Source organism: Duganella sacchari, assembly GCF_900143065.1.
GTDB classification, from domain to species: Bacteria; Pseudomonadota; Gammaproteobacteria; order Burkholderiales; family Burkholderiaceae_D; genus Rugamonas; species Rugamonas sacchari.
In genome coordinates this window covers 143184-169681 of sequence record NZ_FRCX01000008.1, presented here as the reverse complement: position 1 = coordinate 169681, position 26498 = coordinate 143184, and the positions used below count along the sequence as shown (strand labels likewise).

The window sequence follows — 26498 nt, the reverse complement described above, 5'->3', positions numbered from 1 at the left end:
TGAATCTATCCGCAAGGCAACAAGATTGCACTGCTATGAAGACGTCCATCTACGACAAGACCACCAAAGGCAGGGAAGAAATCGCCACCCGCAAGTACCAGCTTGCGTCGCGCTTGCGTACCCTGCTGGTGCTCGTCGATGGCCACCGGTCCGAGGAAGAACTGCTGCGCAATGTGGCGGGACTGGGCCTGAACCACAGCGCCTTGCAGGAACTGCTGGCGCAAGACTACATCGTACTGGCGACCAGCTACGCGTCGCTGCCGGAACCTGATCCGCTGCCGTTACCTCTGCCGCTGCCACCACCGTCCACGATCGCGCTCGACCAGGTGCAGCAATTCCAGTCGGTGTACAACTTCTATAACAAGACCATCAAGAGCACCATGGGCCTGCGCGGTTTCACCTTGCAACTCAAGGTCGAGAAAGCGGGTTCGGTGGACGAACTGCGCCTGTTGCGCGCGCCCTATCTGGAAGGCGTCACCAAAGCAAAGGGCCGCGATACCGCGGCCCTGCTGGTGCAGCAACTGGATCAGCTGCTGGCGGGTTAGGCCGCCTTCGCTGCCGCTTCCTGCTGCTGGCGGCGCTGCAGCACGAAGATCGGCTGCGCCCACTGCGTGTCCTTCTTCTTTTTGCTCGTGATGAGCGTCAGTTCCGAAGGATCGTAGACGTCGGTGTTGTGGGTCAGCGGCGTCGTCATCAGGTACTGGGCGTCGGTGTTCTTGAGGAACTCGCCGACCAGCTGGATGTTACGGATATCCAGGTGGGCAAACGGTTCGTCGATGAACACAAAGCCGCCGGAACCTTCTTCCGACTTCAGCAGACCAATCAGCAGCACCAGCGATTTCATCACCTGCTGGCCGCCCGACGCTTCACCGTCGTTCATGCCGATCACACCCTTGCCGTCGAACTTGAAGCGCACGTGCAGGCCCGCTTGCGCCAGCTGCACGTCGTCGTTTTCCAGGCGGACCGGATCGGTGCTCACCTCGATGCCGGCCAGCTGGCCCAGCTCCTTGATGTTGGCCGCGTAGGTCTTGATGGTGTAGCGCAGACGCTCCATGTAGGCGCCACGGGCATTGCCGGTCGCTTCGATGGCGCGGTTGTTCTGGTAGCGGCGCTCTTCGGTTTCCGACTGGCGCGAGTGCAGCTGGTCGTTCAGGCGCTGGTACTGGTCGATCACGGTCGCATCGAGCTCCCAGTCGCTACGCGCCAGGCTGGTTTCCAGGCTGTGGATACGCAGATTGACCTGGTGCGCGTTCTGATGCTCTTTCACCAGCGCGGCACGGCGTGCCACACGGCGCCAGGCCTGCGGCAGATGGCGCCAGCTCTTGCGCAGCGCCAGCAGCGTCTTGGCGTGCTCGCTACGCTGTTCCAGCGCGCGCTTGTGATTCAGACGCATGCCGGCTTCCGCTTCCGACAGCGCGAAGCGCGCGTTCTGCCAGGTGGTGTCGGCGCGGGTGCGGGTGACCACGGCATTCTTGATGAGGTTTTGCAGCTCGCCCAGGCGTGCACCGACTTCGGTGCGCTCCGCGCGCAGCGGCACGGCATTGCTGGCGGCATCGGCGAATTCCTCCGAGCGCGCTGCCAGCTCCTTGGCCGCATCGACGCCGGCCAGACGGGTTTTCAGCGAGCTGATTTCCGTCGCCAGCTTGGACACTTGCAGCGTCAGCTGGTCTTCCTGCGCTTCCAGCGCCGGCAGCGATTTCTGGATCGCTTCCATCCGCTGGGTGCGGCCGGCGGAACCGAAGCGGTAGCGCGAAACTTCCACAAACAGCGAGCGGCCACCACGGCGTTCACGGTGATAGGCTTCCGGCGTGATCCACTCTTCGTGGCTGCCCAGCTTTGCGCCCACATCCACGCTGTCCACGCGGGTGATGCGCGACAGCTGTTCGACCAGCCATGCAGGCACTTTGGCCGAGAAGTTCACCACCGACATCAGCGAGTTGTCTTTGATGGTCGGTGCGTGCACCAGGTCCGGTACGATGAAGTGGCGATAGCGCTCCTTTTCCGCCAGGCGGTAGGCAGCAGCGGCATCGGACGATTTATCCAGCAGCACTACCGATGCGTAACCCGACAGCACGCCTTCCACCGCGCCCTGCCATTTCGGATCGGTCACTTCAACCACATCCGACAACATGACATGGCCGATGCCGGCATCGTTCAGCACCTTGCGCATGCTGCGCTGCGCTTCCGGTTCCGGCATCGCGGTCTTGCCCTGCAGCGCGGAGATGGTCGACAGCTCGCCGGCAATCTTGGCCGAGATGGCGTCGCGCGCGGTGCGCTGGCGCGCCAGTTCGATTTCCTTTTCCTGCAGCGTCTTCGCTACTTCCGCCAGGTCGGCGCCGGAATCGGCCGCCAGTTTTTCCAGGCGGGCTTTCTGTTCCAGCAGGCTTTCCAGCGGCTTGAGTTTGGTGTTGACGTGCGTGAGGCGGGTTTGCAGCGAGGTCAGTTCCTGCTCCAGCACCGTCTCATGGCTTTGCGCGTCCGACAGCGCCTTGGCCTGGCTGGCCAGCATCGAACGCTTGTCGGCCAGTTGCGCGTCGGCCTGCATCAGCGGCTTGCGCGCTTCGCGCAGCTGGCGGCTCAAGTTGCTGTTCTTCTCGCGTACCTCGTGGTACTCCAGCGACGGCAGCACTTCTTCCTGCAGGTTGCGGCGTTCCTTGTTCAGGTCTTCCCACTGGTGGTAGTTGGCCACGCGCAGGCGCAGACCTTCCAGATTGGTCCTGGAGGCTTCCAGCTCCGCTTCAAAGCGTTTCAGTTCCGTTTCGGTGTCGCGCTGGTGGCGCTTGGCTTCGTCGTACGCATCCAGCACTTCCTTGTCGCCGAACACCTGGAACACCAGGTCCAGCAACTGGCGCGGCGCGTATTCGCACAGCTTGTCGGTTTCGCCCTGCTCCAGCGCCAGCACTTTGGCCATCGCCGGCGACAGGCCGGCATTGGCCAGGCGCTTGCGGTAGTTCTCGACGCCCAGCCAGTCGTTGCCAGCCTCGCCGATGTCTTCGATCTGCACATTACCCGGACGCATAAGGTACTGGCGTTTCCAGTCGCCGCCGTTTTTCTGGATCTGGCAGAACAGCGTGACTTCGTCATCGCTGAAGAAGCCGGAGCTGCGGAACGGGCGGTTGGACAGCTGGCGGCCCATCGGCTTGTTGTCCACCACGGCGCGCAGCCAGGCGGTTTGCTGGCCGCTGTGGCGCGCATAGTGTTTGTAGGTACGGCCCATCGAGCAGTCCAGACCAAACAGGGTGCGCAGCGCGTCCAGCAAGGTGGTCTTGCCGGAACCGTTCTGGCCCGCGATGGTGATGATCTTGGCGTCCAGCGGGATATTCTTGATGCGTTGCCAGTAATCCCAGTGGACCAGTTCTAGCGATTTAATGTGAAACATGGCTTAGTCCTTGGCTGGAGTGTCGTCTTCGATCGGCGCCGGTGGCGGCGGTGGTATGTCGAAGGCAGGCAGGATTTCTTCTTCGTCGATGGCGACGACATCGACCGCAATCGGCGGCTCGCTGCGCGGCACCGCGACGATGGTCGGCGGCGAACGTTTGAAGACGTCGGCCAGCGCGCCATTGACGATGCGCTCTTTCAGCAAGTCGGTATCCATCAGCAGGTCCAGCAGCGGGCCTTCGACGACGACATCGCCGCGGCGCTCGATGAAGCCCAGCTTGGACAGGATGCCGAGGTTCATGTCCAGACGGGTCTTCTTGCCCAGCTTGTCGCCAAAGTCGGCCAGCAGCGCCTTGTAGGCGATGCCGATGGACGTGTCTTCCGCGCGCGGCAGCGGCTTCTCGACGCCGAACATATCGTTCTGGTTGTCTTCCGCGTGCTGGTGGGTTTCCTGGCGTTCGCGCTTGGGCAGGATGATCTGCGCCCACAGCACCACCAGCAGCGCCACGCCATCACGCGACAGGCCGAAGTTATTGTTTTGCCAGACGTCCTTGGCGCCGAAAATCTTCGGCTCGATATTGCGGTGCAGGGCCAGCGTAACGTGGTCGGCATAGACGTTGTCCAGCAGCTTGAGACCAACCGCCAGCAGGCGTGCATCGACTTCAGTGCGGAACTGTTCGTCCGACAGCACGCGCTTGACCAGTTTATCGTCACGGCGCAGCGTCTGGTGCGACAGCAGGCGCGCGATCAGGATTTGTGCATCATCATTCATCAGACTTGTCGCCTTCCGGATTCAAAGACAGTGTAAGGGAGGCTAGGGACATGGCTGCGACTTCGAGGTCGGGCAGCTTGACCATTTCATCTTGCGGCGAGAACGTCACCGGCAGGCGCGCCAGCTGGGCGGTGGCGCCCTGCAGGCGCGCTTCATCGGCATCGCCCAGCAGCGGCAGCAGCGAGGCGCGGTACGACGCCACGGCAAACGATGCCGGCAGCAGCGACTCGTGCGCCTGGATGGATTTCGGCGCTTCGTCCGCGGCAGCCGGGAAGTTGCCCAGCGTGGCGAAGTCGGACAGGCGCGCCAGCCAGTCGTCCAGTTCCTGCTGCATGGCAGGGCCGTCGCTGACGGTGGTCGGCGCATCGGTGCCGGCCGGCAGGCCATTGGATACAGTGGTGTTTATGCGGTCGGCCATTAATTCGGTTTCTGCTACGTCTATCATTTCTGCCGGCGTCATGAACAGCGGCACGACCGGCTTGTCGATGGCGTCCATGGCCAGCGAGGCCAGGTCTTCGTGCTCCAGCAGCCAGCGCTTGATGTCCGTGGTGGACAGGCCGGACTGGCCCAGGTGCACACGCTGGCGCTCGATCTGGTTCAGGGCGCGCGAGAACATGCCCTGCATGTTCAGCAGCGCCGACTGGGCGCGGCCGATGGCCTGCGCAGCCTTGTGGGTGGCGCTGTCGGCGTTTTCGTCGGTGGTGATGGCGCGCAGGATTTCCGAGCCCTTCTCCACCCAGTCGCACGCCATATGCCACTTGGCCTGCGAGGCGCGCAGGCGGAATTCCGACCCGGACGCAATCGCATCGGAGAATTCTTCGGTCAGTTCCACCAGGCGGCCCAGCAGGTGATGCAGCTGATCGACCGTGACGCCGCCCATGACCTGGGCGCCAGCCACCTGCGACAGCAGGAAGCCCATTTCGGCGTTGTCGTCTTCTTCCTTGCCCAGGGCCAGCAGCGCGTCGATGGCCGACAGCACATTGCGCGCCATCGGCGTGATGCGGTACACGGCCTGCTGCGCATCCCAGGCCAGCAGCTGGTTGGTGCGCAGGCGCATCAGCACCGTCTCCAGCGATTCCGGCAGCAGGTAGCCCAGGCGGGTATTGATGTCCGCGCGCGAGAAACTGGTCGAACTGGTGTCGCCAGCCAGTTCACGCAGTACCAGCAAGCGCACCAGCACACCGTCAAAGCCGCCGTGGAACAGGGCGGTGAACACCTGCAGCAGCGGCTGCGCGCGTTTCAGGTGGTAGACCTGCTCGATCTCATCGGCGGAAATATGCGGCTGGAAGTGGGCTTGCAGGCTGTCTGGCACTGCGTCACTTGTTATAGGTTCAATCATTCTTTGCCATTCTGTGGTCCCCGCCATTGCATTTTTTGCAAACAATTCTGATTATCGCGGGGGGCGTCAGTATAGCAGGCGGCTACTTCTTCACGACCTTTTCCAGTGTCTGGTCGACGAAGTCGCCGTCATTGTCGTTAAAGCGCACGCGCACCGGGTACCAGTCCATCGATGGCGCCAGCCACAGGTCCACCTGCTGGCCCTGCGCATCCGGCGGCGGCGCCTTGACCAGGTGGACGGTATTGACCTCGCCCGAGCCGATTTGCACGGTCTCGTTCTTGAGCACCTTGAAGCTCCACTGCTCGGCGTCGCGGCGGCCCGCCACGAACAGATGCCATTCGCTGCCCGGCTTGAACTTGTCCGGCGTGGCGCGCGCCATCGCGGCCAGCTGCCACTGGGCGCTGCTGCGATCCTGTTCGCCCCCCAGTATCGGATAGGTGACGTCGCTTTCAGTAAATGCAATGGTCTTCTCGGCGCGCTTGAAGCTGGTGGTGTACGGATCCTTGCGCAGGCGCTTCTCGTAGAAGCTGGCTGGCGCCAGGCCGAAGTCGTCGATCGCACCTTCGCTGCGGTTTTCCACCACCTTGCCGAAAATGGCGGCGCGGCTTTCGGTGGCGATGGAATATTTGCCATCGCCCGCGCGCCACTGCACGGTGGCGGTGCCGTTCAGCGACAGGCCGCTTTGCTTGATTTTCAGGCTGTAGCTCAGGTCAGCCGATGGCGGTGCACTGGTCGGACGCTTGCTGCTCGGGTGTTCGCCATTGGCCGCTTCGGCCGCGTGCACGGTGCAGGTGGAAAACGCCAGCAGCAAGCCGGCGCACAAGGTGGTCATTTTCTTCATTTGTCTGTCATCTTCATAGTGGAGACGGTTTGCGTGGTCAGCGCGCCGCTCGCTTCGGTGTTACGGATCTGCACCGGGTACCAGTTCATGCCCGGCGCCAGCCAGATATCCAATGTGGACGAATACGTGCCCGGCTTCGGCGGCCGGCTCAGATGCCAGGTCACCAGCTTGCCCATCTTCGTCTCGATTTCCTCTTCGCCTACCAGCTGGAAGCGGAACACGGTGGCTTCCTTTTCCTCGCCCACCTGTATATCGATGTCGCTGCCAAACTGGTTGACATCGGCCCGGCCGATGCCGCCTAGCTGGAACGGCACCGTGGCTTTGTCCTGCGCCCCCACCAGCAGCGGGAAACTGCGCTCCGACGCGGAAAAGCTGATGGTGCCGGTGTCGCGGTTAAAGTGGGTTGCGGTTTCAGGGCGGCGCGCGCGCTTTTCCGTGGCCGTGAGCGGGGCGATGCCATAGTCATCGATTTCGCCTTCGCTGCGCAGCACCAGCAGGTTGATGCGCGTGATCAGCAGGCTGATACCCGCCTCCACCGAGGCGCGATAGCGGCTGCCGTCAGTATGCCATGTCATGGTGGCAGCCCCCGTCCATTTGGTGCCGTCGGCATCGACCCGGTCGACCGACATCTCAAACACGGCCGATGGCGGCAGGTTGACCTTGTAGCGGCGCATGCCCTGGCGCGGCGCGGCCTGCGGCACTGCGGCGGCCGGCGTTTCGCCCTGCGCTACCGCAGGCGGCGGCGTACCGGTCTGTGCCTGTGCCGCGCCGGCCTGTTCGCCACCTGCCGCTGCCGGCGCACTGAGGGCGATGTCGCCTGCCGCAGCAACGACCGAAGCCGCATCCGCCGCCGCTTGCGCGGTTGCCGCGCCGGTGTCCGCGCTGACCGGCGCCACCACCGGTTCGCGCGCTGTCGGCTTCGGCCTGGCGATGGGCTTGGGCGCTGCCGCCAGCGGCTGCACTTCCGGTGCCGGTGGCATCGCCACACGCTTGGGCAAGGCCAGCCGCAACTGCGCTGTCATCAGAGACGGCGCCAACGCCGATGGTCTGTGCGTTTGCGCACGCAAGCTTCCGCCCACCCAGTCGATGGCGGCATAGTGCAACGCCAGCGTGGCGGCACACAAAACCAGCACACGCCGATGCCGGGCAAGGAAAGAAGCAATCGTCATGGCCGCTAGTTTAAACGGGATCGCCCATCTCGGCTTTACGGACATAGAAATGTTGTCAAAAACTTTTGAAGGGCGTACAAATATCTGCTACGCTAAACGCGCTAAAAACGCCCACCTGACAGGAGAGTCTCATGCCGCATCCGCAAATGCCGAATATCCCCGGCGCTGGAGTAATGAACGACACGCTGGACTTCGTAAAAAACCTGTGGGGCAGCATGGGCGTACCGGGCCTGACGGCGCCGACCCTGTCGGTCGAAGAACTGGACAAGAAAATCAACGACCTCAAAGCGGTCGAGAGCTGGCTCAATCTGAATATGAGCATGCTGCGCGGGAGCATACAGGCGCTGGAAGTCCAGCGCGACACCATTGCCACACTGAAGTCCGTGGGCGCCAGCCTGGCCTCGGCGGTCAACACGGGCGTCAACGACAAGTCGATTTTCGACGCCAATCCATATGCTTCGGCCTTCTTCCACCATGCACGCGAAGCGGACAAGGAGCAGGCCACCGCGCCGAAAGCGCCGGAGCCGCCAGCCAAAGCCGCACCTGAGCCGGAAGCGCCGAAAACCGCTGCGGGCACAGGTACTGGCACTGGCACCATTGGCAGCCAGCCCAACGCCTGGTGGAACCTGCTGCAGGAGCAGTTCAAGCAGGCCGTGTCGACCGCCATGGCGTCCGAATCGATGATGACCGATGCAGCCGTCAAATTCGCCGCAGCAGCCGCCAGCGCGCAGCAGGCTGCGAGCAAGTCTGCTGCCGGCGCAGCGCCCGCAGCATCGCCAGCCGCTTCAACGCCAGCGGCGGTCAAACCGGCAGCAACCAGGCCGGCCGCGAAAAAACCGGCGGCGAAAAAGCCTGCCGCCAAACCGGCCAAGCCAGCGTCCGATAAACCGTAACGGGAATTACGCCAGCCGCTGGATGCGGATGGCGTCAATCAGGCCGTCGGCCTGACGCTGCACTTTCTCGATATCGATCAGGCCCTCCTGTTCGAGCAGCCTGGCGCTGTCGTGGGCGGCCTGAAAACTGTCCAGGGTGTCACCTTTGGCGGAGACTGGCCGTATCCAGGCGACGCCGCCGACCTTCATTTTTTTATACACTTCCATGGCGATATCGCGCATATTTTGTGCCCTTTATTTGCCCTCAATATTGACAGCGAATCAAGCGCAGACAGGGCTGCGCCACAAATCAGTGTAATCATTTGGCGAAGCTGAAACAAGCGCGCTGTTGCGTGGCGCCGTCAGTTTAGTTGCCGGTCCAGCGCGTGCTCTCGGGGACGGGGCCGTTTTCCGCCTCGTATTCGCTGGCGGCCGCAGCGGCCACCACACCCGAAACAGGCGCCAGCAAGGCCAGTTGCTCCATGAGCTGTGCAAAGCGCTGCTGTCCCGGTGCGATGGCGTCAACGTGCATCAGCACCCCGATGGCTTCATCGGCCAGACCGCGCTCGTAACCGTTGTTCTGCAAATGCGAGATCAGGATTTGCGCGGAGTTGAACAGGATACGCATATTGTGCGGCAGCGCCTTGCGCGCCACGCGCATCCACTCCACCGCCTGGGCGAGTTTGCCCGTCTTCCACAGCAGTACGCCCTTGTTCATCATTTCGGCGGCTTCCTGCCGCGCATTCTTGATGAGCTCTATGCCCTCCTCGCCCATGCGCGCCCGGTCGAAGATCTTCTGCACATCGTCCAGCAGCGGCGCGTTGTCGTGGTTGTTGCGGGTGACGTAGCACAGCAGGTTCACCGGCGCATCCTTGACGCCGACCGCAAACAGCAGCGTCGCCATGTCCAGGCAGGTTTCAGTGTCGGGACGCTGGCGGCCTTCATCGGCCAGCATGGCCTCCAGCTCATCGCCGGACTTGCGCGCACGGCGGAAGTCGCCGCTCTCGTGATACACCAGGCCTTCGGTGATCTTGGCGCGCAGCGTGACCTGGTCGCCGCCGAACTGGTGGACGGCGGCATTCAGCAGGCGGATGGCTTCCTTGGTGTCGTTCTTCTGGCCGCACACGCGCGCCAGGCCAAGATAGGCGTCAACGGTTTTGCGCACCGAGAACTCGCCGATCTCGATGCATTTGCGGAAGGCCTTTTCCGCCACCGGGATATTGCCCAGCTTGAGCGCGGTCTGGCCCAGCGCGCGCTGGCGCGGCACGGAATTGGGCGACAGCTTGGCCGCTTTTTGCAGCACGTCGAAGGCCTCTTCCGTTTTGCCCTGCTGCTGGAACGATTCCGCCAGCTGGTCGAACGCATCGATGTAGAAACGGTTATCGGTAATCACCGCCTGGAACATCATGCGCGCGGCTTCCAGGTCGCCGTTGGCCATGCGGATTTTACCGAGGCCGCAGCGCGCCCAGTTGTATTCGCGGTCCTGCAGCACCTGCTCATACACCTGGCCGGCCTGTTCGGGATCGCCGCTCTTCAGAAGCAGCGTGGCTTTCATGCGCTGCAGGTCGATCGCATGCAGCGGATTGTGGGCGATCTGCGCTTCGCACAGCTTGGCCGCGCGCAGGTAGTCCTTGTCGGCAAAGGCCTGGTCGATCTCACTGAAAATCTGCTTCTTGACCCATACGCGGTTCAGGCGCGTCAACAGCACGCCTTCGGTAATCGGCTTGATGATGTAGGCATCCGGCTGATGCTCGGCCGCCCCCATCACCGACTCCACGCTTTTTTCGGCCGACACCATGAGCCACACGCTGGACGGCAATATGAGGTTGCGCATGCGCGCCTCCTCCAGTACCTGCTGGCCGTTCTTGCCATCACCCAGGTTGTAATCGCACAGCACCACGTCGTAACGGGTTTTCGACAGCAGCACCATGGCCTCGCCACCACTGGACGCCTGGTCGATATGCTTGGCGCCGAGATTGCGCAGCGACTCGCGCAGCAGCTGGCGGATACCGACGAAATCGTCAATGATCAGGTAGCGCTTTTCGCCCCAGTCGATACCGCCTTCAGCCGAGTGTGAGGAGCTCATGACGTCCACGCTCATCGTTACGGCAACCGCAGGATAAAGCAGCCGCCTCCCAGCGTGCCGCCGTTTTCCAGCGCGATGCTGCCGCTGCGCTGGCGATGCTTGTGCATCTTGGCGACTTCACTGGAGAAGTACAGGCCAAGGCCGCTGCTATTGTTGAGGAAGTTGATGCGCGAGCGTTGCGGATCCATGGCATTGACGCCCGCCTCCAGCAGCGAATTGGGGAAGCCCAGGCCATTGTCCTCGACGCGCACCTCAAGGTAGTCGCCATCAATCGTGATCGCCATGCGGACGCGGTCGCGCGTGTAGCGGATGGCGTTGTTGATGGCGTGGACCAGCACACCGATCACGAGGTCTTCGTCGAGGGACCAGATGGCGTGTAGCGGATAGTCGATATCCAGCGTCACGCCGCGCGATTGCAGCAGCATGCGTGCCTGCCCTTCTACCTGTTCCACCAGCTCGCGCACGCTGCGCGGCGCCGGATCGAAGGGGTAACCAGGCTTGCCGACGTCCTTGTACAGCGCCAGCAGCTGGATCAGGTTATCGTTGAGGCGCTTGGTCTGGTACAGCATGTGCGCCATCTGGCTGTATTCAGGGGCGCTGGTGCTCTGATGGGCGGCGAGCAGGTTCTCCAGCGTGCCACTCAGCACGCTGATCGAGTTTTTCATGTCATGCACAGTCGACGCCAGGAACATGAACAGCTCCGGTGAGCCTTCGTGCTGCTGCGCTTCTTGGTCATCCATTGCGATTCTCCATGGACAGCGCGGGATAGTTGTTCAGTGACCGATTATAGCCTGCTGACTATGACACCGCCAGCTATCAGCTGTGCGGGCCGCGCAACAGCGTTATTGCGCGCGGCGGCGTTGTTTGAGCAGGAAACGGCCAGGGTCCAGCGCATCGACCAGCGCGGCCTCCAGCGGCAGCGGCGCGTGTTCCAGCTGGCAGACCAGCAGTTCCGCCATCAGCGGCGCCCAGATCAGGCCGCGGGAGGCGTAGCCCAGCAAGCAGTGCAGGCCGTTGTGGCGCGGCACGTCGGCCAGGAATTCGAGGCGGCCGGCGTTGGGGTAATCCGGCAGCGCACCCGCCAATGGCAGGCGGTCCGGCGCGGCGCAGCGGAAGCCGACGCGGCCCGCCAGCGGTGCGCTGTGCGCCAGCGCAGCGACATCATCGCCGGGGATGATTTCCGCCAGCCGGGTGAGGTTTTCCAGCTGGCTGCTGGCACGCAGCTGGGGATCGTCGTCGTTGTCGTAGGTGGCGCCGGCGCAGACGATGCCGTTCGACGGCGGCGTTACATAGGCCTCGCGGCAGACCACCAGCGGCAGCATGGGTGGCGTGGCACTGGCATCCACCGGCAGATGCGTCACCTGGCCGCGCAGTTTGGACAGCGGCAGTTCGGAGGCCTGTTCGAGCTTGCCCGCGCTGGCGCCGCAGGCCAGGATGACGGTCGGCGCCTGCGCTATCAGCTGGCCGTCTTCGCCGCGCACATGCCATTCATCGCTCACGCGCTCCAGCTGCAGCGCTTCGGTGCAGAACACGCGTTGCAGACGGTCGCCGCATGCCGCCAGCATGGCCTCGCACAGCGATGCTGGCCGCGCCCAACCGCCCTGCCCGAATAGCCAGCCGCCGTGCGGCGTTTCCGCGCCGATCAATGCGCTGGCTTCCTGTGCGTCGGCCCAGCGTGCATATTCCTGCGGATAGTCCCACTGCGCCAGCACTTCCTGCTGCACCACCGCGTGTTTCGCATCGCGCGCCAGTTGCAGCACGCCGCAGTCGGCGCCATCAAACACCTTGCCGGCGCCGCCCATGCGGCGCCACTCGCGCAACGCGAACAGGTAGGCGGCGCGGCTCAGGCGTGTCGGGATGTTGTCGTCCTTGGACAGCAGCGGCATGAAGATGCCCGCCAGGTTGCCGGATGCTTCCTGCGCCGGCTGCGCGTGGCGCTCGATCAGCGTGACCTGCCAGCCGCGCGCACACAGGCGGTGGGCGGCCGAGGAGCCGGCCACGCCAGCGCCAATCACGATCGCACGCCGCACCGGCGCCAGCAAAGCGGCAGGCTGCGGCTTATAGCTGCGGTACTCCGCCACGACATCGGGTTCTGCACGGTCGTCGCCGGCGGCCAGCCGGCACACGAAGCCCGCTGCTGTCAGCGCCCATACCTGCGCCTCGCTGGCGGCGCGCGTGTGCAGCACCGCGCCTTGCACGGCAAGCTTCGCCAGGGTGCGCGCCATTGCTGGCGCCACGGCTGCACCGAGATGGAATTCGTTGACGCGCGCGGTCACTTGCGGCAGCACGGCATCCAGTGCGCCAACCAGCAAATCCAGCGTGACGTCGTCACCCAGGATCACGCGATGGAAGCCCGGCAGATTCAGCGGCCAGGCTGCACGCAAACGGGGATCATCGATATCCGCAGCAGGTGCCAGCGATGGCGCCACCGCGATGTAATGCAAACGCCCGCCTTGCGCGCACGCTTTCGCAAAACGCTCGCCACTGAGTTCCGTGTCGAGCACCACCCGCATCATCACTTGCGCGCTTTCCGGCAGAAGCAATCCGGCGCATGGTCATTCACCATGCCGGTGCCCTGCATGTAGGCGTAGATGATCGTCGAACCGACAAATTTGAACCCCAGCTTGCCCAGATCCTTGGAAATCCGGTCCGACAGCTCGGTCTTGGCCGGCACCGGTCCCTTGTTCACGAGCGGCTTGCCGCCCACATAGGACCACATCAGCTTATCCAGGCTGCTGCCGCTTTCGACCAGACGCAGATAGGCCTGCGCATTGGTGATCGCCGCCGCCACCTTCAGCCGGTTGCGCACGATGCCGGGATTGGCCAGCAGTTCAGCCACCTTCTCCGGGCCATAGGCGGCGATCTTCTTTGCGTCCCACTGGTCAAACGCCGCACGGTAGTTCTCGCGTTTGTTGAGGATGGTCTCCCAGCTCAGGCCAGCCTGCGCGCCTTCGAGATTGAGCATCTCGAACAACCGGCGCTCATCGTGGCAAGGCACGCCCCATTCGGTGTCGTGATATTCCAGATACAGCGGATTGGCCGGATTGGCCCAGCGGCAGCGTGTTTTTTCCATCGGTTCAACCCAGTTCGAGATCGCTGGACAAACCGATGCGGCGCCGCTCGCCGCCCAGCGCCAGCGGGCCTGTGAGATTGCTGACCAGCCGCACTTCGCCATCAGCCACCGCCTGGTCCAGCTGCTGCATCAGGCGCGGGAACACGCCTTCCGCCCTGGTCGCTGCGGTGCTGTACAAGGCCGCCCAGGCATTGCGGCCGGAGCGTTTGGCGATGTACAGGCCCTGGTCGGCCAGTTCCACCACTTGCGACCATGACAGCAGGCGTGGCTGGTCCGGCAGGAACGGGAAGCAGGCAAAGCCGATCGAGCAGGTTTTCGACAGCGACATGCCATCCGGCAGAACGAAGTCGCGCTCCGCCACCGCGCGGCGCATACGCTCTGCCACGCCGGCCGCCTCATCGCGATGCGTGGCGCGCGCCAGCACCAGGAATTCTTCGCCGCCCCAGCGAATCACGTAATCGGATTCGCGGAACACCTCGCGCAGGCGCTCCTGCATCTGCACCAGGATCGAATCGCCGGCCGCGTGGCCGTAACGGTCGTTGACTTCCTTGAAGTGATCCAGGTCGACCATGAAGAACACCAGGTCATTCGGCGCTTGCAGGTCGCATTCCGTGAGCTCGCGATGCAGGCTGGTGTCATAGCCACGCAAACTCATGGCCACGTCGACATCCACGTTCTGCAGGAAGAAGCGGCGGTTGCGCAGGCCGGTCAGCTGGTCGGTCAGGCTGACTTCTTCCAGCGCCTTGTAGGCCTGCTCCAGCTCCAGATTCTTTTCCAGCAGCTGCTCCTGCGTTGCCGCGACCTGGCGGTAGGCGCTGGCGTTATCCAGCGCGATGGCGCCATACGCGCACAGCGTGCGGAAGATCAGGCGTTCGCGTTCGCCATACGAATTGGCCAGCAGCGACTGCACCGTCATCGCACCCAGCACGCGCTCGCCCACGCGCAGCGGCGCAAACAGCAAGGTCAGTGTCGGCAGCGTACCGGGGATCAGGTTGGGCGTCATGCCCTCTTCATCCAGCTCGATCAGGATCTCGCGCCGCTCCAGCACGCAGCGGGCAGAATTGGCGCTCGAGGTGTCCAGCGGCACCTGGAATGGCGGCAGCGGATTGCCCGCTTCAATGCCGAAGGTGCAGGTCAGCGTTTCGCCGCCTGGATCAAGCAGGAAGATCGAAAAGTGCGTCGCATCCAGCAGGCCATGCACATGGCGGTCCAGCGCGCGGAATACCGCCTCCGCATCCAGATGCGCAGTGATTTCCTGACCGATCGCGCTCAGGTGCTCCAGCGTTGCGCTGGTCTGCTGCAGCACTTCGGCGCGCTGCGCTTCCGCTGCGGCCAGCTGGCGGTGATGCTCGCCCTCCGTCTGCGCGCGTTCGGTCTGGTACTGCACCTGCATGGCGATGGCGCGGTTGGTGGCTTCCTTGCTGTGCGTCTGGTCGCGCGCGGCATTGGCGCGCAGCGCAATGTTGTAGGCGCGCTGGTAGTCGCCCGTCGCCGCATACTCGCGCGCCGCCGCATCCAGCAGCGAGCCAGGCACGGTATAGCCTTCGATGGTGGCGGCGATTTCCAGCGCCAGCTGCAGGTAATGCAGCACCGGGTTGGGCGCCATCATCAGCTCCGGGCCGGGCAGCTGGTGGCGCGTGTGGATATCGGCCAGCACATTCAGCGCCGCGATCTGGCCCGAGGCGTCGCCATGGTCGCGTGCCAGCGCCAGCGCGGCTTGTGCGGCGGCCAGCGCCTCATCGGCGCGCGACAGGTGCGACAGCGCATGCGCCTGTCCGCGCCGCGCGCTGCTCTGGAAATCATTCTGGCATAGTGCATCGCCGCGCGCCGCCAGGCGGGTAAAACTGTCGAGCGCCGCCGCGTGGTTGCCCAGGTCCAGCGCCAGGTCGCCCTGATACTCCAGCGCCACCGCGTACGCGCGCGAACCGGACAGCGGCGACAGCGTGTTGAGTGCCTCGCGCAGCAGGCTTTGCGCGGCGTCGCGCTGGCCCAGCTGGCGCAAGGTCTCCGCCGTCTGCATCAGGCACATGCCGATGCTGAGCGGCCAGCCGGTGGGCCGCGCGAGATCCAGCCCGCGCTGCATCCAGTCCAGCGCCGCTTCATGGGCATTCAGGCTGGTGAAGCCATTGCCGATGTTGGTGGCGACGATGATGGCGCGGCGGATCTGGCCCGTCGCCAGCGCCGTTTCAAAACTCAGCATCAGATGGCCGATGGCGCGCCCGTATTCGCTGCGCTGGAAGGCGCAGGTGCCAAAGAAATCGCTGATCCAGCCGGCCGCGATCGGATGCGCGCCAATCAGATCGGTGCCGAAGCGGCCATTCCAGCGCTGCTGCGCCGTTTGCCAGTCGCCAAACGCATCGCAGATGCCGGAGGCGGCGTCCACCACGTCGATCCGCACCGGATCGGCCGCTGCGCGTGCGGCGGCGGCGGCCTGGCGCAGCCAGCGGTCACCCTCGGCGCTGGCGCCACGGTCATTCGACACCCAGGCCAGTATCCAGCATGCATCGGCGCGGCAGGCGGCCACTGCGGCGGGCGCGGCGGCCGTGGCCTGGTCGCACAGCGCCAGCGCCTGTTCGGCGTGGTATTGGGCGGTATCGAGTTCGCCGCGCAGCCATTCCGGTTCGGCGGCGGTCAGCAGCAGACGCGCGCGATGTAAGGCGGCTTCGGCGAAAGGAAGCGTGTCCAGCAGGGGCGTGATCTCAGCCGACAAGCGCTGGGCACGAGCAGGATCACGCTGGCGTAAATGCCAGGCGAGCGCCATCCCTAATGCCAGCCGCTCCGAGCCTTGCACTTCCGGCAATGCCGAATCCCACTGCGCCAGCTCTTCGTCGAGCGCAAACATGTCCACCAAATTGTGTTTCCTCTGCTGTGTCGCTGCAGCGCGCCGTTGCGCCGCTATAGCATTATTCCACAGTTTACGGGCGGTATTACATGCCCACTTTAAGTGCCTGATATCAAAGCGTTTTTAATTCCACGTGGAAATTACTTTGATGAAGGCAACACTTTCATTGCTTGCCAGATACTAAACCTTGCACGGTTTACAAGTGGCCGGCGCGCCACCGGCTGGCGTCCAGGCGTAAGATGAAAATAATTTCAGGGAGGATGGAATAAAGCAGCCGCAGCCGACGTTTACGCAATCACATTCACCCACACAAGGAGACACACCATGAAACTTGCCATCGCCCTCACCGCTGTGCTGCTGTCCGGCAGTGTACTTGCCGACGACGTCATGAAGAAGGACGGCATCCTGGTCAATGCCGCCGGCCTGACCGTCTACACCTTCGACAAGGACACCGCCGGCAGCGGCAAGAGCGCCTGCAACGGCCCCTGCATTGACAACTGGCCCGCAGTCACGCCATCCGCCAGTGTGACGGCGCCGTACTCGGTCATCACGCGCGACGACGGCAGCAAACAGCTGGCCTACCAGGGCAAGCCGCTGTACCTGTTCAAGAAAGACGCCAAACCGGGCGACCGCAACGGCGACAATTTCAAGGACATCTGGCACGTCGTCAAAGACTAGACATGCACGACAGCCAGCGCCTGCTCGACTGCCTCCCGCGCCTGCGCCGCTACGCGCGGGCGCTGCTGGGCTCATCCGCCGATGCGGATGACCTGGTGCAGGACACCATGGCCCGCGGCTGGGACAAGCTTTCCTCGTGGCGCCAGGGCAGCGATATGCGCGCGTGGCTGTTCGGCATCATGCACAACCTGCACATCGATCGCCTGCGCAGCCAGCCGCCTGCCTGCGAACCGCTGGACGACACATTGCACATCCCCATGGCGGACGCGGCCGCCGGCCGCCTCGCCCTGCGCGACCTCGACAGCGCGCTGCGCCTGCTGCCGCCCGAGCAGCGCGAAGTCGTGCTGCTGGTCGCGCTGGAGGAGCTGAGCTACGACGAAGTGGCGGCGCTGCTGCAGATCCCGGCCGGGACGGTGATGTCGCGCCTGTCGCGCGGCCGTGAGCGGCTGCGCTTGCTGATGGAGGGCCAGCCGCTGCCCTCGCCGCTGAAGGTGATCAAATGAATGCCCCCGTAACCGAAGCCGAACTGCACGCCTGGGTCGATGGCCAGCTGCCGCCCGCACGGCGCGCCGCAGTGGACGCCTACCTGAGCCAGCATCCGGCCGAGGCCGCGCGCCTGCAAGCCTACCGCGCGCACAATGCCGGCCTGCGCGCACTGTTCAATCCGGTACTGGATGAGCCGGTGCCGCGCGCCTTGCAACGGCGCCCGCTACAGTTGCCGCACTGGCCGCTGCGCATGGCCGCCATGCTGGCGCTGACGCTGGCAGGCGGCGGCGCCGGCTGGTGGCTGCATGGCGCGGCGCAAACTGGCGAGCGCGTGCAGCAAGCCGCGCTGGCGCTGCCGGCGCGTGCGGCGCTGGCCCATGCGGTGTACACGCCGGAAGTGCGCCATCCGGTCGAGGTTGGCGCCGACCAGCAAGCGCATCTGGTGGCATGGCTGTCGAAACGTCTGGGTGCGCAGCTGAAACCGCCACTACTGACGGCGCAAGGCTATACGCTGGAAGGTGGTCGGCTGCTGCCTGGCCAGAGCGGCCCGGTGGCGCAATTCATGTACCGGGATGGCGGCGGTGTGCGCCTCACCCTGTACGTCTCGACCGAGCAGAAACAGCACCGCGACACCGCCTTCCGCTTTGCGCAGGAAGGCGAGGTCAGCGTGTTTTACTGGCTGGATGGCCAATTTGGCTATGCCCTGTCCGGCAACCTGGACAAGGCGGCGCTGGCCACGCTGGCCAACGCCGTCTACGCCCAGCTGGAACCGTCGGGCGAATGACGCGCTAACACGACTCAGGCGCGCGCTGGCTGCTTGATCTGGATCAGGCGCGAGCGCATTCCCTCCGTGGCCGCCGGGCCGGGCGCGAACATATAGTCCTCGTCATTGATGGCCAGGCCGCTATTGGCATCCACCAGCACCTGATCGGCCGGCTTGCCGGTTTCGCGGCTCACCACCAGCAGGCTGGCCCCTTCCGGCGCCAGGTGATCGTTGCCCCAGGCCACAAAGGCCAGCAGCACCGGTTTGAAATCGCGCCCCGCCTTGGTCAGCACGTATTCATAGCGTGGCGGACGGGCGCTGTACTGGCGCCGTTCCATCAGGCCGCCCTCCACCAGGCCCGCCAGGCGGCGGGTCAGCATGTTCGGGGCGATCTTGAGGCTTTTTTCAAACTCGTCAAAGCGGGTCAGACCGTAAAACGCATCGCGCAGGATCAGGATGCTCCACCACTCGCCAACTTTACCTAGGCTGCGGGCAATCGGGCAGGGCATGCTGCCGAAGTCGGTATGTTTCATTTTGCTACTCCTCGTTGCAGGGTTATCAACAAAATGCGTCAGGTCGCGACGCCTTCAGACCAAGTAACTTGCATGTTTGATGCAAGAAAGTGTGACTTTTTTAGGTGATGCAACTACTGTGACAATGTGTGTATATTCCTCTTCCAATTCCGTCTCCTTTTTTTGCCTGCATTTTTCGACATTTCTCCTATGAAAAACCTGCTTTCGGGGCCGCTTTTTTTGCTCCCAACATAGGTCAAAAAACGACACCAAAAACTCTCCAAAAATCACGTTGTTTCCACACGTAAATTTCTATGTAAAATGTGAATATTCGCGAGAATGTTCCTGCAGGATAAAATTCTTCCTGTAGATTAACTTTCGCGGACTTGCTGGCTACCCAACAGGAACCCCGGAATCAGATGATCTGCACCGGATTCCGTAGCCATCACCGGATTGCTGCGCACCTCAAAAACGTGTGTGAAAATGAAAACTTTTACTAAAGCTCTCGCTGTCGTACTGTTCTCCTTGCCGCTGCTGGCCAACGCTGCCGGTAAAAGCGCGTCCGCTTCCATGCAGGTCACGTTTGAGGTCAAGGAATCCTGCACCGTCCAGACCCCGGACAACGCCACCGCCGCCGCCAATACCAACAGCAACACCAAAACCGCACCTACCGTCGCCTGCCAGCTGAAAAGCCCGTACCTGACGGCCCGTAGCACCAATCAGGCCGCTACCAGCAGCGACAAAGCAGCCAACACCGTCCGCCAGGAAACCGCCGGCGAATGGACCATCTACTTCTGACGCCTGCTTAAAACTGCACGGTCGCCGTAATCGTGTCCTTGTAGTCTCCCGGCGACGGCGTACTTTGTACCGGCACCCTGCCGTACAGCGTCTTCGTCACCGTCGTCCCGTCCCCGGTTCCCGTCACCACCGTTGTGCCTCCCGTGCCATCCCCCCAGTTGCTGCCGTTGAGCGTGTCGGACAGCTGATAGGAAATCGTCTCGGGCCCGCCGATGTTCTTCATCAGCCTTGCGGTCGCGCTGGCGCCATTGGTGCCGGCCGACAGCACGATGCGGTATGCCGTGTTCTGGCTGCAGCGGATGCTCAGGCTGGCGGTGGAGGTCACGGCGCCCGTCAGCAACTTGCTATCCGGGAACACCAGATTGCCGATATTGATGTTGCAATCGTTGATGACGGTGGAGCGCACCTGGAACGGCATCACCACCGTCTGCGGCACCAGGCAGCCCAGCACGCCGGTCAGTGAAAACTGGTACTGCAGCACCGCGCTGCCCGTGCCGAAGTCCGAGGTCACCTGCAAGTCGGTCGGCCCCACCGCCGTACTGGACAAGGTGGAGTCGGCCGTGAGCTTGGCGTACAGCGGGATGTTCTGCGATAGCGCGCCGACGCCGCCGCTCTTGACCATCTGGAACACAATCGGCGTCGACGCCGTGCTGGTGCCTGCCCAGCCGCCCCAGATTTTGCCGGCGGCATAGGTGGCATCGGTGTAAATGTTGTAGTTGACCCTGACTGCGCCATTGCCCAGCTGGCGTGGCGCCGTCACCGTGGTGGACGAGTTGCTGCCCGCGCCCAGCACCAGGCACACGGTGACATTCGGCGTCAGCAGGCTGCCCAGGAAATCGGTCCAGGTGCAGGTGACCTTGAAGGTGGCCGACGCAAACACATCGGTACTGGAAATCGAACTCACGCTGGGGAACACGAAATCGCTTGGCGTGACCGCGCAGCTGTCGGCGCGCGCCTGGCCGCCCAGCAGCGTCAACATCAGGCCCAGCAGGATCAGGCAGCGGCGCAGCATCATTGCACTCCCTGGCAGCTGAACGGTCCCAGCGTCGGCAAGGCGCCGGCGTTGGCGGCGTCGTAGCGGAACTCGATCACGCACGGCTTGCCTTCCACATTCAGGCGCACATGGTTCAGCGCTTGCAGGTGGTCGATAAACGCCACGCCGTCATAACCCACCACCGTGCTTTCGCCGCTTTCCACGTGCAGCACCGTGGTGCCGGCCGCCAGCGGCTTGCCATCGGCGCCCTGCAGGATGACGCTGGCCGCCGCATACTTCTCGACCGGGAAGCGCACCAGCACGCCGGACGCGCGCGCCGGCACCACGCTCTGGCCGCTGCTAATGATGCGCGCATCCAGCGGCAGGCTGGAGGTGTCGATATTCACCTGATTTTGCAGGTAAGGGTTCAGGTTGGGCACCAGCAGATAGCCGCTGCCGCTGGTCTTGCCGATGACCTGGTTCTCCTGCAGCACCGGCACCCCGCCCACGCCATCGGTCGACACCAGTGCAAAGCCGGCGCCGACCTGGCGGGCCGCGTGCACGCCGCCATCCATGAACACCAGTGCGCCGGCCACATCGGTGGAGGTGGTGCGCTGGCCGCCGGTCTGCTGGGTGTAGGCCGTGACCTGGCCGTAATTGCCCAGATACGTGCCCTGCGCCTGGCGCAGCGACGTGCCATTGTTGTTGACCGATTGCAGCGCCCAGCCAAAACCGCCGCCATAACTGACCGAGCGCGACAGTGTCATGGTGGTGGTCTGCACATCCTGCTGGCGGCTGCGGCTCACGGTGGCCGACACGCGTTCGCCAAACGTGCCGCTCAGGCTGAAGAACACGCCGCGCGATTTCTCGTCGCGGAAGTCACGGAAGGCGCTGGCACTGAAATACAGGCCCATGCCCAGCGTGGCCGAATACGACAGCGCCGCAACCCGCGCCGGCGGTTGCAGCGGCGTCCGCACGCTGATGAGGCTCAGGCCCAGCCCCTGGCCGCCAAACAGCGACAGGTTGACATTGATGCGGTCGCTGGCGCGCACCACGGGCGAGCCTTCCGCTGTGCCGAGATCGCTATAGTTGACACTGGCCCGCTGCGTTTGCAGGTCCACGCCAAAACGCGGACTCAGATATTGGTAGCCCAGCGATGCCTGTGCGCCGCGGCCGGTACCGCCGCTGCCCGCCAGCGACGCGCTCACCACGCCCGCCTGCCCCAGCCGCCACAGCATGCCGGCGCCGCCATTCAGCACGCCCTTGCCGCCTTCGCCATGCGCTTCCAGCGTGAAGCTGTCGCTGAGGCCGCGGCGCAGCGATGCGCTCACGGCGGGCGTCTGCGCATAGTCAAACGACGCCGTGGTGTAGCGGCGGCGCAGCGCGCCCAGCTCCACCGAGTAGTCGGTCAGGCCTGCCGCCAGCATGCGGGTATCGACATACAGCGGCAAGGTGGTGCTGATGGCGCGGCCGCTGGCATCGCGCGTCACCAGCGTGGCCTGGCCGGCGCCATTGATGCCGGCTACCTGGTTGATGATGAACGGGCCGGACGGCACCGACGACTCGACCTGGCGCACGCCATTGATATACAGGCTGACAGCGCTGGGCACCACCGCCGAACCGCTGAGCGCAGCAGACGGGAAGGTCAGCAGGTCAGGACGCAGGTCAAAGCTGCGCTTCCATTGCACTCCGCCCATGCGCAGCGAACGCGTCCACGTGAGCGAGGACGAAATCAGGTCGCCCACCTGCCAGGTTTCCAGCGTCTCCGGATCGGAATGCACCCAGGCCGTGTCAAACCGGATGTACTGGCGCAGCTGGCTGCTGTAGTTGAGGATGCCGGTGCTGGTCAGCACGCCGCTGCTATTGAAGTAGCGCAGCTCATTGGCCACCGAAGTGCTGCGGTCCTTGCCGAACACGGTGAAGGCATCGTAATTCAGCAGTGCGCCCGGGGTCACGGTGGCCACGCCGGCGCGGCGCTGGGTACGGCCGGAGAGCGCCACCGGTGCGCGCAAGGCATCATCGATGCGCAGCGCAATGCTCTGACGGGCCGGATCATAGGTGTAGCTCAGGCCCTTGACGCTATCGAGGTCGAACTCCTGCTGGCCATCCACAGCGAACAGCTTGGGGTCCAGCTCCAGATCGCGCAGATTTTGCACGCTGCTGCGCAGCCCCGAGGGCTTGCCTCGGGTAAAACGCAATATCAGGCCGGTTGCTTCGCCGTTCAAAATCACCTCCAGAAAAAGCTCTTCTTCCTGCGGCGGCGGGGATGGCGGGGTCTGCGCAAGCGCCCCACACATGACCAGCCATGTCAATAACAGCACCCAGAACTGGCGGCACCCCATGCCGGGCTAATCCACCCTGGCCACGGTACTGGCGCTCATGGGGCGGGTGTTCACGTTGGCTTTCACCGTCAACGTCCCGTTCAGATCGGCGTCGCCAGACGTGGGCAGGCGCCACTCGCGCAGCTTGCCTGCCAGCACATAGCCAAACAGCCCCGGCGCAATCACAAACTGCTGGCCGGCGGCGTTGCTCAGCTCCAGCGCGCCGATCTGTGCGCGCTGGGTGCCGCTGTTGCGGACCCGCAACATCCAATTGCCTTCTTTTTTGTAGACCGCCCAGGCCAGTGCCGGGGCGGCGCGTTCGTCGGCTGGCAGCACAAACATGGGCACGGAGTACCGTAGCCGGATGTCGACGCCGCTGGCGGGGCCGCTGTCGTCCTTGGGGATCTCGTCGATGAGGACGCGGTAATACAGTTCGCTGGCGGGCAGCTGCTCGCTGCGCCGTACCAGCCGTATCATCTGGCTGCTTTTGGGATTGATCTGGATGATGGGCGGACTGGCCACCACGTCCTGGGTGGGCGTCAACACATCGTCACCATCCTTTTGTTCCCATAAGTAGACACGCACCTGGCCGTACACGGCCTGTTCGCCAAGGTTTTGCAGCGTGACGCCGGTGGCGCCCTGGCCGGCGCGCAAATTGATCATCACCGGGGAGATCTGCAAATTGGCGGCCGCCACAGGCAATCCCAGCCACGCCAGCAGCTGTGCGGTCATCAGCCCTACGATCCGTGCGCGTACGCCAGTCATCCAGCCTCCAACATTGCTCTTGCTCAACAGTCGAATTCATTATTAAGGATCTAAGAAAATCCTGCTTTTGAAGGAAGCGACAACTGTTTTGCAAGCGTAGAAAACTATCAAAAATATTTAAAAGATAGGCATAATACGCAACAGGGAGTGATAAAACTTTATCAACCATATTTCTGGGGACGCCATGCCGACTACCCTTGAAAGCATTCGTTCCAAAATTCTGATCGTGGATGACTCCGCGTTTGAACAGCGTATGCTGGTGGATTTACTGAGCGAAATGCCGTACAAGGTCTCTGTCGCTTTTAATGGCTTGCAGGGCTACCAGCTCGCGCTTGCCAATCGACCTGATCTGATTTTGCTGGATGTGCGCATGCCGAATATGGACGGCTATACCGCCTGTCGCCTGCTCAAAGCGAATCCGGTCACGCAGGACATCCCGGTGATCTTCCTGAGCGGCGCCGATGCCGACGATGACCGCATCCTGGGCCTGTCGATCGGCGGCGTGGACTATGTCTCCAAACCGTTCTCCCCCGGCGAACTGGCCGCGCGCATCCAGGTGCATCTGAACCTGGCCAGGCGCCAGCACCAGGGCCCGCCCACCAATGCGGAAGAGGAAGAACAGCTGGAAGCGGAAAGCGATCCCGATGCGGTGCTGGTCAACGCCGTCAAACGTCTCATCAGCGACAACCTGGCGGCCCTGCCGGGCCTGGCGGAAATTGCGCGCAGCGTCGGCACCTACCGGGAAAAGCTGTCGCAGGTGTTCCGCGAGCAGACCGGCATGACGGTGTTCGGCTTTATCCGCGAGGAACGCATCCGCCGCGGCGAGGAATTATTGAAGGACACCGACATCGACGTGCAGGACATCGCGCTGCTGATCGGTTTCAACAACGCCGGCAATTTTGCCACCGCCTTCCGCGAGCGCATGGGCGTCACGCCCACCGCCTACCGCCAGGCGATCCAGAAAAAGTAACTCAGGCTGCCTGGGTCTGCATCTGGCGGCGCCAGAAGAACCACGACGCCAGCGCATTGATCCAGTACGCCGCATACAGCACGGCCGTCAGGTACAGGCCGCGGCTGGCGTACAGTGGCACCGACACCGTATTCACCAGCAGCCAGAACGGCCAGGTCTCGACGCGCCGCCCCATCAGCAGCAGCTGAGCCACGATGCTGAACATGAGCACGGCGGAATCAATGAACGGCGCGTAAGCGTTGGTGTAGGCCTGCAGCATCAGGCCGTAGGCCGTGGTGGCCAGCAGGCCGATGCCGGTCATCCAGCCCAGCGCGCGCACCTGGGCGCGGGAGATCGGCAGCGCCACGCCGCCGGCAACGCGCAGCCATTGCAGCCAGCCGATGGCGCAGGTGACGATGAAGAACAGTTGCAGCGCCACGTCGGCATACAGGTTGACGCTGTAGAACAGCGCCGCAAACATCCCGCAGCCGACGATGCCCAGCCACCACGAGTGCACATTGTTGCGCCCCGCAAGCACGATGGAAACCGACATGACGGCATTGGCAGCGATTTCCAGCGGTGAGATCAACAGCGGTCCTTGGTTTAGTTGCGGCACTCCGGCGGCAGCACGCTGGCCGGAATCTCCTCGCCGGCACATTGCCAGACGACGCGCTTATTCTCGTCCACACTGGGCGTGAACGCAATAGCCTTGCCGCGGTAGTTCAGGTCCGACGGGAACACGCGCACCACGCCATTGCCGGGATCGACCGCGATGTCCTGCACCGCATGGCTGGGGTCCGCCATTGCATAGCCGGCCTGCTCCAGTGTGGCCGGACCGCGGCCGTTGGCGTAGAAATAGCGCTCCACGGCGGCAGTCGCGTCATGGCCGACCGCAATTGCCTGCGTCATGCGCGCCTTGGTCATGTACTCTTCATAGGCGGGCACCGCGACGGCCCCCAGCACGCCGATCAGCGCAATCACCGCCAGCACGGAACCGGCGCCGCCCACACCCAGTCGCGGCACCAGCAAGGCCAGCAGATAGGCCAGGCCGTGACGGCCGGGCTGGCTCACTTCGTTGCCGTGCGCCAGTCCGCGCACCACCGCCATGCGCTTGACCAGCCACGGGTAATCACCGACCAGCTCGTGGAACGACATCCAGAAGCCCGTGCTCTGCTGCGCTTGCGCGGCGTACTGGCCTGCACTCATCTGGCGCCAGCGCTTGCCGCCGGCCGCCAGCGCGGCCAGGCCGACCTGTGCGCTTTTCAAATCGTCGCAGGCATGGAAGCCATAGCGGTCGCACGTGTATTCCCGGGCGCGCGCATAGGCCGCGCCCAGCAGCGGCAGAAACGTCGCCGGCGCCAGCAGTGCCGACCAGCGCAGATGGTTGCGTTTGATGTGGCCGATCTCGTGGCCGATGTAAAAGTTGATCGCATCCGGGCGCTCTTCCAGCGCGTCCACCACTTCCGAATACAGCACGATGAAATGACGGCCGAGGAAGCGCGTGGCAAACGCGTTGAACACGCCGCCCATTTGCAGCAGGTACGCGTCCGGTACCGGCGCCAGATCGAGGCGCTGGCAGCACGTCTCGATGCGCTGGTACAGGTCAGGAAATTGCGCCGGCGTGATCTGCACCGCCGTGCCCTTGAGGTAGGACACCAGCGCCGATTGCGCAAAGCAGTAGCTGATGAAAAAGATCAGCCCATAAACCAGCGCCATGCCGACCGTACTGATAATCAGCGCGGCCCAGATCAGCAGCGACACAGCCAGCATGATGCCGAACAGCGTCTTTTCATTCTTGTAAATCAGATTCATCCCGCTCCCGGCGCGCTAAAAGTTTCCCGGGAGCTATTTTAAGCTTTGATTTACGAAAATAGCAACTAT

General features: G+C 63.6%; 24 protein-coding genes. 7 read left to right on the top strand and 17 right to left on the bottom strand.

Annotation, left to right across the window (positions count from 1 at the left end; all coding sequences use genetic code 11):
• Positions 1-35: 35 nt before the first annotated feature.
• A complete protein-coding gene (locus BUA36_RS19310) occupies positions 36-545 on the top strand; it encodes a hypothetical protein (protein ID WP_072786950.1) in 510 nt (169 codons plus the stop codon).
• Here the strand turns inward: BUA36_RS19310 and BUA36_RS19305 are convergent.
• The 5 genes from BUA36_RS19305 to BUA36_RS19285 all read right to left on the bottom strand — a co-directional run bounded on the left by BUA36_RS19305 (position 542) and on the right by BUA36_RS19285 (position 7499).
• Positions 542-3379, bottom strand: coding sequence for an ATP-binding protein (locus BUA36_RS19305; protein ID WP_072786949.1), 2838 nt, complete (start codon positions 3377-3379; stop codon positions 542-544). The genes BUA36_RS19310 and BUA36_RS19305 overlap by 4 nt on opposite strands.
• A 3-nt stretch (positions 3380-3382) precedes the next feature.
• On the bottom strand, positions 3383-4150 hold the full coding sequence (locus BUA36_RS19300; protein ID WP_072786948.1) for a hypothetical protein: 768 nt from the start codon (positions 4148-4150) through the stop codon (positions 3383-3385).
• Entirely contained in the window at positions 4143-5489 is a 1347-nt protein-coding gene (locus BUA36_RS19295) for a hypothetical protein (RefSeq protein WP_072786947.1), read from the bottom strand. Before BUA36_RS19295 ends, BUA36_RS19300 begins: the two co-directional genes overlap by 8 nt.
• Positions 5490-5571: 82 nt before the next feature.
• Entirely contained in the window at positions 5572-6330 is a 759-nt protein-coding gene (locus BUA36_RS19290) for a DUF3108 domain-containing protein (RefSeq protein WP_072786946.1), read from the bottom strand.
• A complete protein-coding gene (locus BUA36_RS19285; protein ID WP_072786945.1) occupies positions 6327-7499 on the bottom strand; it encodes a DUF3108 domain-containing protein in 1173 nt (390 codons plus the stop codon). The genes BUA36_RS19290 and BUA36_RS19285 overlap by 4 nt, the downstream gene beginning before the upstream one ends.
• Before the next feature lie 131 nt (positions 7500-7630).
• Here BUA36_RS19285 and BUA36_RS19280 point away from each other — a divergent pair, with 131 nt between their 5' ends.
• Positions 7631-8392, top strand: coding sequence for a PhaM family polyhydroxyalkanoate granule multifunctional regulatory protein (locus BUA36_RS19280; RefSeq protein ID WP_072786944.1), 762 nt, complete (start codon positions 7631-7633; stop codon positions 8390-8392).
• Positions 8393-8398: 6 nt separating this feature from the next.
• On the opposite strand, the gene BUA36_RS19275 is transcribed toward BUA36_RS19280, so the two are convergent.
• The 6 genes from BUA36_RS19275 to BUA36_RS19250 all read right to left on the bottom strand — a co-directional run bounded on the left by BUA36_RS19275 (position 8399) and on the right by BUA36_RS19250 (position 16372).
• Positions 8399-8614 (bottom strand): hypothetical protein, encoded by a 216-nt coding sequence (locus BUA36_RS19275; RefSeq protein WP_072786943.1) that lies wholly within the window; start codon positions 8612-8614, stop codon positions 8399-8401.
• Between the two features lie 124 nt (positions 8615-8738).
• Positions 8739-10457 carry a tetratricopeptide repeat-containing response regulator gene (locus tag BUA36_RS19270; protein ID WP_229255756.1) on the bottom strand — a complete coding sequence of 573 codons (1719 nt, stop codon included), beginning with the start codon at positions 10455-10457 and terminating at the stop codon, positions 8739-8741.
• A 17-nt stretch (positions 10458-10474) separates the two neighbouring features.
• Positions 10475-11197 (bottom strand): sensor histidine kinase, encoded by a 723-nt coding sequence (locus tag BUA36_RS19265; protein ID WP_072786941.1) that lies wholly within the window; start codon positions 11195-11197, stop codon positions 10475-10477.
• A 102-nt stretch (positions 11198-11299) separates the two neighbouring features.
• Complete coding sequence (mnmC1, locus tag BUA36_RS19260) at positions 11300-13000, bottom strand: FAD-dependent 5-carboxymethylaminomethyl-2-thiouridine(34) oxidoreductase MnmC1 (protein ID WP_307188240.1); 1701 nt, start codon at positions 12998-13000, stop codon at positions 11300-11302.
• Positions 12973-13530, bottom strand: a complete 558-nt coding sequence (locus BUA36_RS19255; protein ID WP_072786939.1) for a DNA-3-methyladenine glycosylase I — start codon at positions 13528-13530, stop codon at positions 12973-12975. The genes mnmC1 and BUA36_RS19255 overlap by 28 nt, the downstream gene beginning before the upstream one ends.
• Before the next feature lie 4 nt (positions 13531-13534).
• The gene (locus tag BUA36_RS19250) at positions 13535-16372 is read right to left on the bottom strand and encodes a diguanylate cyclase (protein WP_072787078.1); all 2838 of its coding nucleotides are present in this window, start codon (positions 16370-16372) and stop codon (positions 13535-13537) included.
• 324 nt (positions 16373-16696) lie between these two features.
• On the opposite strand from BUA36_RS19250, the gene BUA36_RS19245 reads away from it, so the two are divergent.
• From BUA36_RS19245 to BUA36_RS19235, 3 genes are read left to right on the top strand one after another with little or no spacing between them, the layout of a single operon-like run.
• Positions 16697-17050 carry a COG4315 family predicted lipoprotein gene (locus BUA36_RS19245; RefSeq protein ID WP_072786938.1) on the top strand — a complete coding sequence of 118 codons (354 nt, stop codon included), beginning with the start codon at positions 16697-16699 and terminating at the stop codon, positions 17048-17050.
• 2 nt (positions 17051-17052) lie between these two features.
• Positions 17053-17553: an RNA polymerase sigma factor gene (locus tag BUA36_RS19240; RefSeq protein WP_072786937.1), complete on the top strand. Its 501-nt coding sequence runs from the start codon at positions 17053-17055 to the stop codon at positions 17551-17553.
• Positions 17550-18320: an anti-sigma factor family protein gene (locus BUA36_RS19235; RefSeq protein WP_072786936.1), complete on the top strand. Its 771-nt coding sequence runs from the start codon at positions 17550-17552 to the stop codon at positions 18318-18320. The genes BUA36_RS19240 and BUA36_RS19235 overlap by 4 nt, the downstream gene beginning before the upstream one ends.
• A 14-nt stretch (positions 18321-18334) precedes the next feature.
• On the opposite strand, the gene BUA36_RS19230 is transcribed toward BUA36_RS19235, so the two are convergent.
• On the bottom strand, positions 18335-18832 hold the full coding sequence (locus BUA36_RS19230) for a winged helix-turn-helix transcriptional regulator (protein WP_072786935.1): 498 nt from the start codon (positions 18830-18832) through the stop codon (positions 18335-18337).
• Between the two features lie 462 nt (positions 18833-19294).
• On the opposite strand from BUA36_RS19230, the gene BUA36_RS19225 reads away from it, so the two are divergent.
• On the top strand, positions 19295-19609 hold the full coding sequence (locus BUA36_RS19225) for a hypothetical protein (RefSeq protein ID WP_072786934.1): 315 nt from the start codon (positions 19295-19297) through the stop codon (positions 19607-19609).
• Positions 19610-19616: 7 nt separating this feature from the next.
• On the opposite strand, the gene BUA36_RS19220 is transcribed toward BUA36_RS19225, so the two are convergent.
• The 3 genes from BUA36_RS19220 to BUA36_RS19210 all read right to left on the bottom strand — a co-directional run bounded on the left by BUA36_RS19220 (position 19617) and on the right by BUA36_RS19210 (position 23668).
• Positions 19617-20624, bottom strand: a complete 1008-nt coding sequence (locus BUA36_RS19220) for a Csu type fimbrial protein (protein ID WP_072786933.1) — start codon at positions 20622-20624, stop codon at positions 19617-19619.
• Entirely contained in the window at positions 20621-22813 is a 2193-nt protein-coding gene (locus BUA36_RS19215; RefSeq protein ID WP_371851468.1) for a fimbria/pilus outer membrane usher protein, read from the bottom strand. Before BUA36_RS19215 ends, BUA36_RS19220 begins: the two co-directional genes overlap by 4 nt.
• Positions 22814-22930: 117 nt before the next feature.
• Positions 22931-23668: a fimbrial biogenesis chaperone gene (locus BUA36_RS19210; RefSeq protein ID WP_084560241.1), complete on the bottom strand. Its 738-nt coding sequence runs from the start codon at positions 23666-23668 to the stop codon at positions 22931-22933.
• Between the two features lie 184 nt (positions 23669-23852).
• Between BUA36_RS19210 and BUA36_RS19205 the strand changes: the two genes are divergently transcribed.
• Complete coding sequence (locus BUA36_RS19205) at positions 23853-24638, top strand: response regulator transcription factor (RefSeq protein ID WP_072786932.1); 786 nt, start codon at positions 23853-23855, stop codon at positions 24636-24638.
• Between the two features lies 1 nt (position 24639).
• Here the strand turns inward: BUA36_RS19205 and pnuC are convergent, their stop codons facing one another.
• Positions 24640-25206, bottom strand: coding sequence for a nicotinamide riboside transporter PnuC (gene pnuC / locus BUA36_RS19200; RefSeq protein WP_072786931.1), 567 nt, complete (start codon positions 25204-25206; stop codon positions 24640-24642).
• A gap of 14 nt (positions 25207-25220) precedes the next feature.
• On the bottom strand, positions 25221-26429 hold the full coding sequence (locus BUA36_RS19195; RefSeq protein WP_072786930.1) for a M48 family metalloprotease: 1209 nt from the start codon (positions 26427-26429) through the stop codon (positions 25221-25223).
• Positions 26430-26498 lie beyond the last annotated feature (69 nt).

Coding starts and splice junctions, on each gene's coding strand:
- BUA36_RS19310 (WP_072786950.1), top strand. CDS start 36: ATGAAGACGTCCATCTACGACAAGACCACCAAAGGCAGGGAAGAAATC.
- BUA36_RS19305 (WP_072786949.1), bottom strand. CDS start 3,379: ATGTTTCACATTAAATCGCTAGAACTGGTCCACTGGGATTACTGGCAA.
- BUA36_RS19300 (WP_072786948.1), bottom strand. CDS start 4,150: ATGAATGATGATGCACAAATCCTGATCGCGCGCCTGCTGTCGCACCAG.
- BUA36_RS19295 (WP_072786947.1), bottom strand. CDS start 5,489: ATGATTGAACCTATAACAAGTGACGCAGTGCCAGACAGCCTGCAAGCC.
- BUA36_RS19290 (WP_072786946.1), bottom strand. CDS start 6,330: ATGAAGAAAATGACCACCTTGTGCGCCGGCTTGCTGCTGGCGTTTTCC.
- BUA36_RS19285 (WP_072786945.1), bottom strand. CDS start 7,499: ATGACGATTGCTTCTTTCCTTGCCCGGCATCGGCGTGTGCTGGTTTTG.
- BUA36_RS19280 (WP_072786944.1), top strand. CDS start 7,631: ATGCCGCATCCGCAAATGCCGAATATCCCCGGCGCTGGAGTAATGAAC.
- BUA36_RS19275 (WP_072786943.1), bottom strand. CDS start 8,614: ATGCGCGATATCGCCATGGAAGTGTATAAAAAAATGAAGGTCGGCGGC.
- BUA36_RS19270 (WP_229255756.1), bottom strand. CDS start 10,457: ATGAGCTCCTCACACTCGGCTGAAGGCGGTATCGACTGGGGCGAAAAG.
- BUA36_RS19265 (WP_072786941.1), bottom strand. CDS start 11,197: ATGGATGACCAAGAAGCGCAGCAGCACGAAGGCTCACCGGAGCTGTTC.
- BUA36_RS19255 (WP_072786939.1), bottom strand. CDS start 13,530: ATGGAAAAAACACGCTGCCGCTGGGCCAATCCGGCCAATCCGCTGTAT.
- BUA36_RS19250 (WP_072787078.1), bottom strand. CDS start 16,372: ATGTTTGCGCTCGACGAAGAGCTGGCGCAGTGGGATTCGGCATTGCCG.
- BUA36_RS19245 (WP_072786938.1), top strand. CDS start 16,697: ATGAAACTTGCCATCGCCCTCACCGCTGTGCTGCTGTCCGGCAGTGTA.
- BUA36_RS19240 (WP_072786937.1), top strand. CDS start 17,053: ATGCACGACAGCCAGCGCCTGCTCGACTGCCTCCCGCGCCTGCGCCGC.
- BUA36_RS19235 (WP_072786936.1), top strand. CDS start 17,550: ATGAATGCCCCCGTAACCGAAGCCGAACTGCACGCCTGGGTCGATGGC.
- BUA36_RS19230 (WP_072786935.1), bottom strand. CDS start 18,832: ATGAAACATACCGACTTCGGCAGCATGCCCTGCCCGATTGCCCGCAGC.
- BUA36_RS19225 (WP_072786934.1), top strand. CDS start 19,295: ATGAAAACTTTTACTAAAGCTCTCGCTGTCGTACTGTTCTCCTTGCCG.
- BUA36_RS19220 (WP_072786933.1), bottom strand. CDS start 20,624: ATGATGCTGCGCCGCTGCCTGATCCTGCTGGGCCTGATGTTGACGCTG.
- BUA36_RS19210 (WP_084560241.1), bottom strand. CDS start 23,668: ATGACTGGCGTACGCGCACGGATCGTAGGGCTGATGACCGCACAGCTG.
- BUA36_RS19205 (WP_072786932.1), top strand. CDS start 23,853: ATGCCGACTACCCTTGAAAGCATTCGTTCCAAAATTCTGATCGTGGAT.
- BUA36_RS19195 (WP_072786930.1), bottom strand. CDS start 26,429: ATGAATCTGATTTACAAGAATGAAAAGACGCTGTTCGGCATCATGCTG.